Here is a 7,063-nt window from a genome sequence, read left to right as displayed (position 1 = left end):
GGGGGTGGGGGCACGGGCCTTGTCTTCTTATTCGAATGGGTTGTAATGAAATGAAAACTTAGTTGTTCCAGTTTTATCGGGGAAACCCTAGGATGCGAACCATCTCTCAACGAAAGGTTTTCCCTGTGAACAACAACAAGCGCCTTCTCCTGCAATCCGCCCTGGCCCTGGCCGCTGCTGCCGCTTTCTCGTCCGGCGCCATGGCCCAGGACAAGCCCATCAAGGTGGGCGTGACCGGCGGCCCCCACGCCCAGATCTTCGAGCAGGTGAAGAAGGTTGCCGAGAAGGACGGCCTCAAGATCCAGATCGTCGAGTTCAGCGACTACGTGCAGCCCAACGCTGCGCTGGCTGCCGGCGACCTGGACGCCAACAGCTACCAGCACAAGCCCTACCTCGATGCGCAAGTGGCCGACCGTGGCTACAAGCTGGTGTCGGTGGGCTACACCGTCAACTTCCCCATCGGCCTGTATTCCAAGAAGGTCAAGAAACTGGAAGACCTGAAGGAAGGCGCCAAGTTCGGCATTCCCAACGACCCCACCAACGGCGGCCGCGTGCTGCTGGTGCTCCAGGACAAGGGCCTGATCAAGCTGCGTGACGGCGCGGGCCTCAAGGCCACGCCGCTGGACGTGGTGAGCAACCCCAAGAAGCTCAAGTTTGTTGAATTGGACGCCGCTCAGCTGCCCCGTTCGCTGGACGATCTGGACGCCTCGGCCATCAACACCAACTTTGCGCTGTCGGCCGGCCTGAACCCTGGCAAGGACGCCATTGCACAAGAAAACGCCAAGAGCCCCTACGTCAACCTGATCGCCGTGCGTGAAGCCGACAAGGACAAGCCCTGGGTGGCCAAGCTGGTGAAGGCTTACCACTCGGAAGAAGTCAAGAAGTTCATCCAGACCGAATTCAAGGGCTCGGTGCTGCCAGGCTTCTGAAGCTGATCGCAAATGCGCCCTGCGATGAAGGGCGCTGTGGCTCTGCGGACTGGTTGCTGCTTCGCCCTCTCTCCCGCAAGGGGAGAGGGGTGGAAAAAGCGGCTGCGACAGCAGTCAAACATCCAAGTATTTTTGGCGTTATGCGCTTTTCCGTAAAGCGCAGACAGCTATCCAAATGATAGCGTTTCGCCAACACCATTCCCCTGCGTTGCGCTGGGAAAACTGTGGTGTCGCGCTTGCATACACAATGAGAGGGTAACGTCCAGTAACACCATCCCCTCCACCATGCCCTTCGCGGAACGAATCCTCACAGCGGTCTGGTTGAGTGCGACCACGCTGTTGTTCGTTGCGTCACTGTGGGCACCGGCACCGGGCGTGCGGCTGTTTCTGGACAACGCCTCCTGGACGCTGGCGTTTGGGCTGTCTGCCTTCTGGGCCTGGCGTGGCTGGCGGCTGGCGCCGCCCACCGACCGCGCGCTGCACACCGGCCTGCTGATCTTTGCGGTGCTGGTGGCCCTGGGGCAAATGGTGTGGAACGTGCAGGTGGCGCTGGACTGGAACCCGTTCCCCGCGCCCGCTGACCTGCTGTTTCTGGCGGGTGGGCCGCTGTGGGCTGCCACCGTCATCCGCGCCACTTTTGCGCGCCTGTCGCGCGACCGGGCCTACCCGGCGGCCCTGGACTTTGGCGGCACGGTGCTGGCGCTGCTGGCGTTCACGCTGGTGATCTACCTGCCCTCGGGCGAGGTGGACTCGCTGGCCGTGGGCACGGTGCTGGTGCTGTACCCGGCCGGGTTTCTCGCTGCGGCGGGCGTCACGGCGCTGGCTGTTCCGACGGTGGGGGTGCGCATCGACCGGTCCCATGCGCTGGTGCTGCTGGGCCTGCTGGGCTTTGGCCTGAGCTGGATGCAGTGGAACCTCATGGTCATCAGCAACACGGTGCAGCCGGGCATCTGGTTCAACGCCAGCTTCAGTGTGTCGGCGCTGGTGCTGGGCTGGGGCGCACGCTGGCTGCGGTTTGAGATGTCGGCAGATGCGGCCTACCGCCGCCAGTGCGACCAGGTCATGAACTACGTGCCACTGCTGTCCATGACGCTGGCGGCCATCACCCTGGTGCTGCTGTTTGTGGCGCCCGATGGCAGGGCAGGCATGCAGGCGCTGATCCTGGTGTGCTGCCTGCTGGTGCTGCTGCTGGCGGCACTGCGCCAGACCATTGTGGTGAGCCTGCTCAACCGCCTGCGCACGGCCGAGGCCGCTGTGCTGCGCAACGAGGAGCAGCTGTACCGCGTGGCGCACTTTGATGCGCTCACCGGCCTGCCCAATCGACGCTACTTTGAAGACGCCCTGGAGCGTGCCGTGGCCGAGGCCGCCCGCGACACACACAGCACCAACCGCCGCGTGGCGCTGATGCTGATCGACCTGGATCACTTCAAGAGCGTGAACGAAACCTATGGCCACCGCGTGGGCGACGCGCTGCTGAGCGAGGTGGCGCAGCGCATCACCCAGCTGCTGGCGGGGCAGGGCCTGGTGTCGCGGCTGGCCAATGACCAGTTCACGGTGATGCTGCTGCGCCCCGCGTCGCGCACCGAGCTGGCGCAGCTGGCGGCCTCGCTGGTGGAGGGCCTGGCGCAGCCCTGGGAGCTGTCGGAGGTGGGCGCACAGTACATGGGCGCCAGCCTGGGCATCAGTCTGTACCCGGACGACTCGGCCAACAGCGTGGAGCTGGTGCGCCACGCTCATTCGGCGCTGCACGCCACCAAGAGTGCAGGCCGGGGCTCGTACCGCTTCTACATCGAGGAGTTCACGCAGATCACGCGCGGGCGGCTGGAGCTGCGCCGGCGCTTGCACAACGCGCTGCAGGCGGGCGAGTTCGCGCTGGTCTACCAGCCCCAGCTCAACCAGCAGCGCCAGACCGTGGGTGCCGAGGCGCTGCTGCGCTGGTCGGTGGATGGCAAGGCGGTGCCGCCCGACGAGTTCATCCCGCTGGCCGAGGAGAGCGGGCTCATCGTGCCCATCGGGCTGTGGGTGTTCGAGACCGCCTGCCGCCAGATGGCGCAGTGGCGTGCCGAGGGCTGGCAGGTGCCCGTGGTGTCGGTCAATGTCTCCACCATCCAGCTGCGTGAGCCGGGTTTCACCCAGACCCTGCTGGGCGTGACCCAGCGCGCCGGGGTGGCGCCCGCCGGCCTGGTGCTGGAGATCACCGAGTCGCAGCTGCTGGACGAGTCCCTGTACGCCATCGCGCTCGATCTGAAGAACGCGGGTTTTGCGCTGTCGATCGACGACTTTGGCACCGGCCACTCGTCGCTCATCAAGCTCAAGCGCCTGCCGGTGAGCGAGCTGAAGATCGACAAGGTGTTTGTGCGCGACATCGTGGTGGACGTGAACGACCGCGAGATCTGCGCCACCGTCAACGCCCTGGCCCGCACGCTGGGGCTGGAGGTGGTGGCCGAAGGCGTGGAGACCGAGGAGCAGCTGCAGTTGTTGATCCGCATGGGCTGCGAGCGTTTTCAGGGCTGGCTGTTTGCACCGGCCCTGGCGCCCGGGCCACTGGCCGAGCAATGGCTGCAGCGGCAGGCGCCGCCCGCTGCGCAGTGACTGCTGGCACGGTGTGGCGTGGGGGCGGCATGGTCCGTGTGTGGCATATCAAAAATGATAGCTGCTCAGGCATGTTCCACTAGCGCATCCGGCCGTTTTGCCCTGATAAAAGCCCAAACCCGGCACAGGGCCGGGTTTGGGGTGGCTTGCAGGGCTTGTGCCCTGCGCGCCGTTGTTGCCGCTGGGCTTAGGCGGCCTGCGACACGCGGCCTTGGTTGGCGGCCACGCTGGTGTGCGTGGAAATTTCCACATTGGCCGAGGCCAGTGCGGCCGCCTTGGCGTCTGGGCCCATTGCCACGCCTTCGGCACGCACAAAGCGCACGTCGGTGATGCCGAAGAAGCCAAACACCACCTTCAGGTAGCTCTCCTGGTGCTCCATGGCCTGACCGCCTTCGCTGGTCGAGTACACGCCGCCACGGGTGGAGGCGACGATCACCGTTTTGCCACCGGCCAGACCCACGGGGCCCTTCTCGGTGTACTTGAAGGTGCGGCCTGCTTGCGCCAGGCGGTCGATCCAGGCCTTGAGCTGGCTGGGGATGGAGAAGTTGTACAGCGGCGCGCCAATCACGATCACGTCGGAGGCCAGGAACTGGCTCACCAGGGCCTCGGACAGTGCGTTTTCAGCGCGCTCTGCCTCGGTGGCAGCGGCCTGGCCGGTGCGGAACCCCAGCGACTGGGCCGACAGGTGCGAAGGCGCTTGCTGGGCCAGGTCCAGGTATTGCACGGTGGTGCCAGGGTGAGCGGCTTGCCAGGCGGTCACGGTGCGGGCAGTCAGTTGGCGGGACACGGATTGATCACCGGTGATGGCAGAGTCGACGTGAAGCAGTTGCATGAGGGAACTCCTGGGGTTCTGTGGATCGGAGCCACAGCGTGTGGCCATGGGATGAATTGTGGGGATGGATCAATTTGTTGATAAGGTAGTGAACTTGCGATAGATTGTTCTATCCATAGGACGATGAAGCCCATGCAAGATCTCAACGACATGCTGTATTTCGCCGAAGTGGTGGAGCGCGGTGGCTTTGCCGCTGCGGGCCGCGCGCTCGGTATCCCCAAATCGCGCCTGTCACGCCGGGTGTCCGACCTGGAAACGCAGCTGGGCGTGCGCCTGCTGCAGCGCACCACCCGCAAGCTCTCGCTGACCGAAGTGGGCGAAGCCTATTTGCGCCACTGTCAGGCCATGCGCGAATCGGCCCAGGCGGCGGCCGACACGGTGGCCCAGGTGCAGACCGTGCCCCGCGGCACCATCCGCGTGAGCTGCCCCGTCACGCTGGCGCAGACCGTGGTGGCCGAGCTGATCCCCCGGTTCCTGGCCAGTTGCCCGGAGGTGCGTATCGACATGCTGGTGAGCAACCGCGCGGTCAACCTGGTGGAAGAGGGCATCGACGTGGCGCTGCGCGTGCGTCCCTCGGTGGACGACAGCGGCAGCATGGTCGTCAAGCGGCTGGACCACACCACGCAGATCCTGGTGGCCAGCCCCGAGCTGCTGATCCGCCAGGGCACGCCCCAAACGCTGGACGACCTGGCCAAGCTCGACAGCATCGCCATGTCGGCCCCCGATGGCCGATCGACCTGGAACCTGATCGGACCGGGCGGCGTGCACCAGGTGGTGCAGCACACGCCGCGCTATGTGGCCGACGACCTGCTCACGCTCAAATACGCGGCCGTGGCCGGCACGGGGGTGTGCTGGATGCCCGACTACATGTGCCAGGAAGAAATGCGCGAGCGCATGCTGGTTCGGGTGCTGCCCGACTGGGCGCCGGCGCCCGCCATCGTGCATGCCGTGTTCCCCTCCCGCCGGGGGCTGTCGCCCGCGGTGCGGCGTTTTCTGGACTACCTGGGCGAGGCCATGCCCGGCCGCAGCAGCCTGAGCACACGGCAGGCCCTGCAGGGGCTCGACGGGGCCAATATCTGAGAACCTGTTCAAAGCACAGGTTCTGAGGCGCTGGGCGCAAAGCCTGCGCTGGTGCACGGGTTCGGTGGGCAAAGCGCTTTTTGGCGCCACAATGCAACGAATTGCAACTGTGCGGGCTGCGCCCGTCCGTGTGGTCGGCACACGCGGCGGCCCGGGGACTTTTTGTGACCGCTCCACACCCCATCGACCAAGACATCCGGCAAGCCCGCGTGCACCCTGCCGTGCGCGCCATCGTGATCCCGCCGTGCCCCGAATCGTTGCTGCGCCTGCAGCAGATCGTGGCGGCGCCCGAGCTGGACTCGACCGCGCTGGAGCAACTGGCATCCTCCGACGTAGCCCTGGCCGCTGCCGTGATGCGGCTGGCTAATAGCCCGCTGTACGGCCTGGCCCAGCCGGTGCAGACCGTGGGCATGGCGCTGACGGTGCTGGGGCTGCAACCGGCCGTGGAGCTGTTGTCTGCCTTCATCACGCGCAACGCGCTGCAGGTGCGCTCGCCGCTGCTGGAGCATTTCTGGGAAAGCTCGCAGCGCCGCGCCATTGCGTGCGAGCACATCGGCCACCAGCTTTACAGCCTGGACCCGGGCCTGGGTTACAGCTTCGGGCTGTTCTGCCACGTGGGCATGCCGGTGCTGGTGAAGGCGGTGCGGGGCTACGCGGGCACCGTGACCGAGGCCCTGGCGCGCAAGGACCGCACCTTTACCCAGACCGAGAACGCGAGCCACCGCACCGACCATGCGGTGATGGGCGCCATCGTGGCGCGCACCTGGCACCTGCCGGGCGACGTGGCCCAGGCCATCTGGCTGCATCACGACTTTGCGTGCCTGAACGACGAGCAGTTTGATCCCACCGTGCGGCACCTGGTGGCGCTGGGCTTGCTGGCCGAGTTTCTGGTCAACCAGCACGACGGCCTGGCCCCCACGCGCGAATGGACCCAACACGGCCAGGCCTGCATGGACCACCTGCATGTGACGCAGGACGAGCTGGACCACTGGATCGACGCGCTGCATCCTGCGTTTGAGGCAGTGCGGTTCTGATGATTCCGACGAGCAACTGACTCGCCCCTATCGCCGAGCGGGGCAGCTACGCCCGCCCCCTGCGGACATGACGTGGGAACTGCGAGACCTGCCGGTGCGCTTTTCAGCGGGCCGCTTCCAGCAGCTCTGCCAGGCGCGTGTGCCCCCGCTGTGCCGCGAGCTGTGCCGCATTCAGACCTTCGCGGTCCACCAGCGCCGGGTTGGCGCGCAAGGCCAGCAGCCGCTGCACGGTGGCGGTGTGGCCGTTCAAGGCGGCCAGCATCAGGGCGGTTTTTCCTTCGGGGTCGCGGGCATCCACCGGAGCGCCCTGTTGCACGAGGGCTTCGACCTGCTGAGGTTGGCCCGTACGGGCGGCCTCCCAGATGGTGTTGGGCAAGGCCGCGCCCAGATTTTTTGACATGGCAGGGGCTGCAGCAGCCGCTTGGTGGTCGCGCGCCGCAGAGTCAGCCAGCGGGGCGCGGGTGGCTGGTGCAGCTGCTGCGGCGGGGGCAGCCGGAGCGGTTTCTTGAAGGGCTGGTGCAGGGGAGACTGATGCGCGTTCGCGTCTTTCGGCACCGGATTCGGCGCGTGGGGCTGCGGCCGTCGAGGGCATGGGG

6 protein-coding genes are annotated in these 7,063 nt (G+C 66.2%); 4 read left to right on the top strand and 2 right to left on the bottom strand.

From position 1 onward, the window contains the following. The first annotated feature begins 125 nt into the window (after nucleotides 1-125). On the top strand, nucleotides 126-929 hold the full coding sequence (locus DBR23_RS15780) for a MetQ/NlpA family ABC transporter substrate-binding protein (protein WP_233194296.1): 804 nt from the start codon (nucleotides 126-128) through the stop codon (nucleotides 927-929). Between the two features lie 285 nt (nucleotides 930-1,214). Next, complete coding sequence (locus tag DBR23_RS15775; RefSeq protein WP_108498869.1) at nucleotides 1,215-3,521, top strand: bifunctional diguanylate cyclase/phosphodiesterase; 2,307 nt, start codon at nucleotides 1,215-1,217, stop codon at nucleotides 3,519-3,521. A gap of 187 nt (nucleotides 3,522-3,708) precedes the next feature. Here the strand turns inward: DBR23_RS15775 and DBR23_RS15770 are convergent, their stop codons facing one another. Next, nucleotides 3,709-4,353: an FMN-dependent NADH-azoreductase gene (locus DBR23_RS15770; protein ID WP_099730040.1), complete on the bottom strand. Its 645-nt coding sequence runs from the start codon at nucleotides 4,351-4,353 to the stop codon at nucleotides 3,709-3,711. 132 nt (nucleotides 4,354-4,485) lie between these two features. Here DBR23_RS15770 and DBR23_RS15765 point away from each other — a divergent pair, with 132 nt between their 5' ends. After that, complete coding sequence (locus tag DBR23_RS15765) at nucleotides 4,486-5,433, top strand: LysR family transcriptional regulator (RefSeq protein ID WP_108498870.1); 948 nt, start codon at nucleotides 4,486-4,488, stop codon at nucleotides 5,431-5,433. Between the two features lie 164 nt (nucleotides 5,434-5,597). Beyond that, complete coding sequence (locus DBR23_RS15760) at nucleotides 5,598-6,467, top strand: HDOD domain-containing protein (RefSeq protein WP_056746683.1); 870 nt, start codon at nucleotides 5,598-5,600, stop codon at nucleotides 6,465-6,467. Nucleotides 6,468-6,570: 103 nt separating this feature from the next. On the opposite strand, the gene DBR23_RS29690 is transcribed toward DBR23_RS15760, so the two are convergent. Then, nucleotides 6,571-6,867 (bottom strand): ankyrin repeat domain-containing protein, encoded by a 297-nt coding sequence (locus tag DBR23_RS29690; protein WP_158276466.1) that lies wholly within the window; start codon nucleotides 6,865-6,867, stop codon nucleotides 6,571-6,573. Between the last annotated feature and the right edge of the window lie 196 nt (nucleotides 6,868-7,063).

It is taken from the genome of Acidovorax sp. HMWF018 (assembly GCF_003061035.1).
GTDB lineage: Bacteria > Pseudomonadota > Gammaproteobacteria > Burkholderiales > Burkholderiaceae_C > Acidovorax > Acidovorax delafieldii.
The sequence above is the reverse complement of the archived record's forward strand: the minus strand, read 5'-3'. Positions and strand labels throughout refer to the sequence as shown.

Excerpts from the sequence above, each read along its gene's own strand:
- DBR23_RS15770 (WP_099730040.1), bottom strand. The coding sequence starts at position 4,353 with ATGCAACTGCTTCACGTCGACTCTGCCATCACCGGTGATCAATCCGTG.
- DBR23_RS29690 (WP_158276466.1), bottom strand. The coding sequence starts at position 6,867 with ATGTCAAAAAATCTGGGCGCGGCCTTGCCCAACACCATCTGGGAGGCC.
- DBR23_RS15765 (WP_108498870.1), top strand. The coding sequence starts at position 4,486 with ATGCAAGATCTCAACGACATGCTGTATTTCGCCGAAGTGGTGGAGCGC.
- DBR23_RS15775 (WP_108498869.1), top strand. The coding sequence starts at position 1,215 with ATGCCCTTCGCGGAACGAATCCTCACAGCGGTCTGGTTGAGTGCGACC.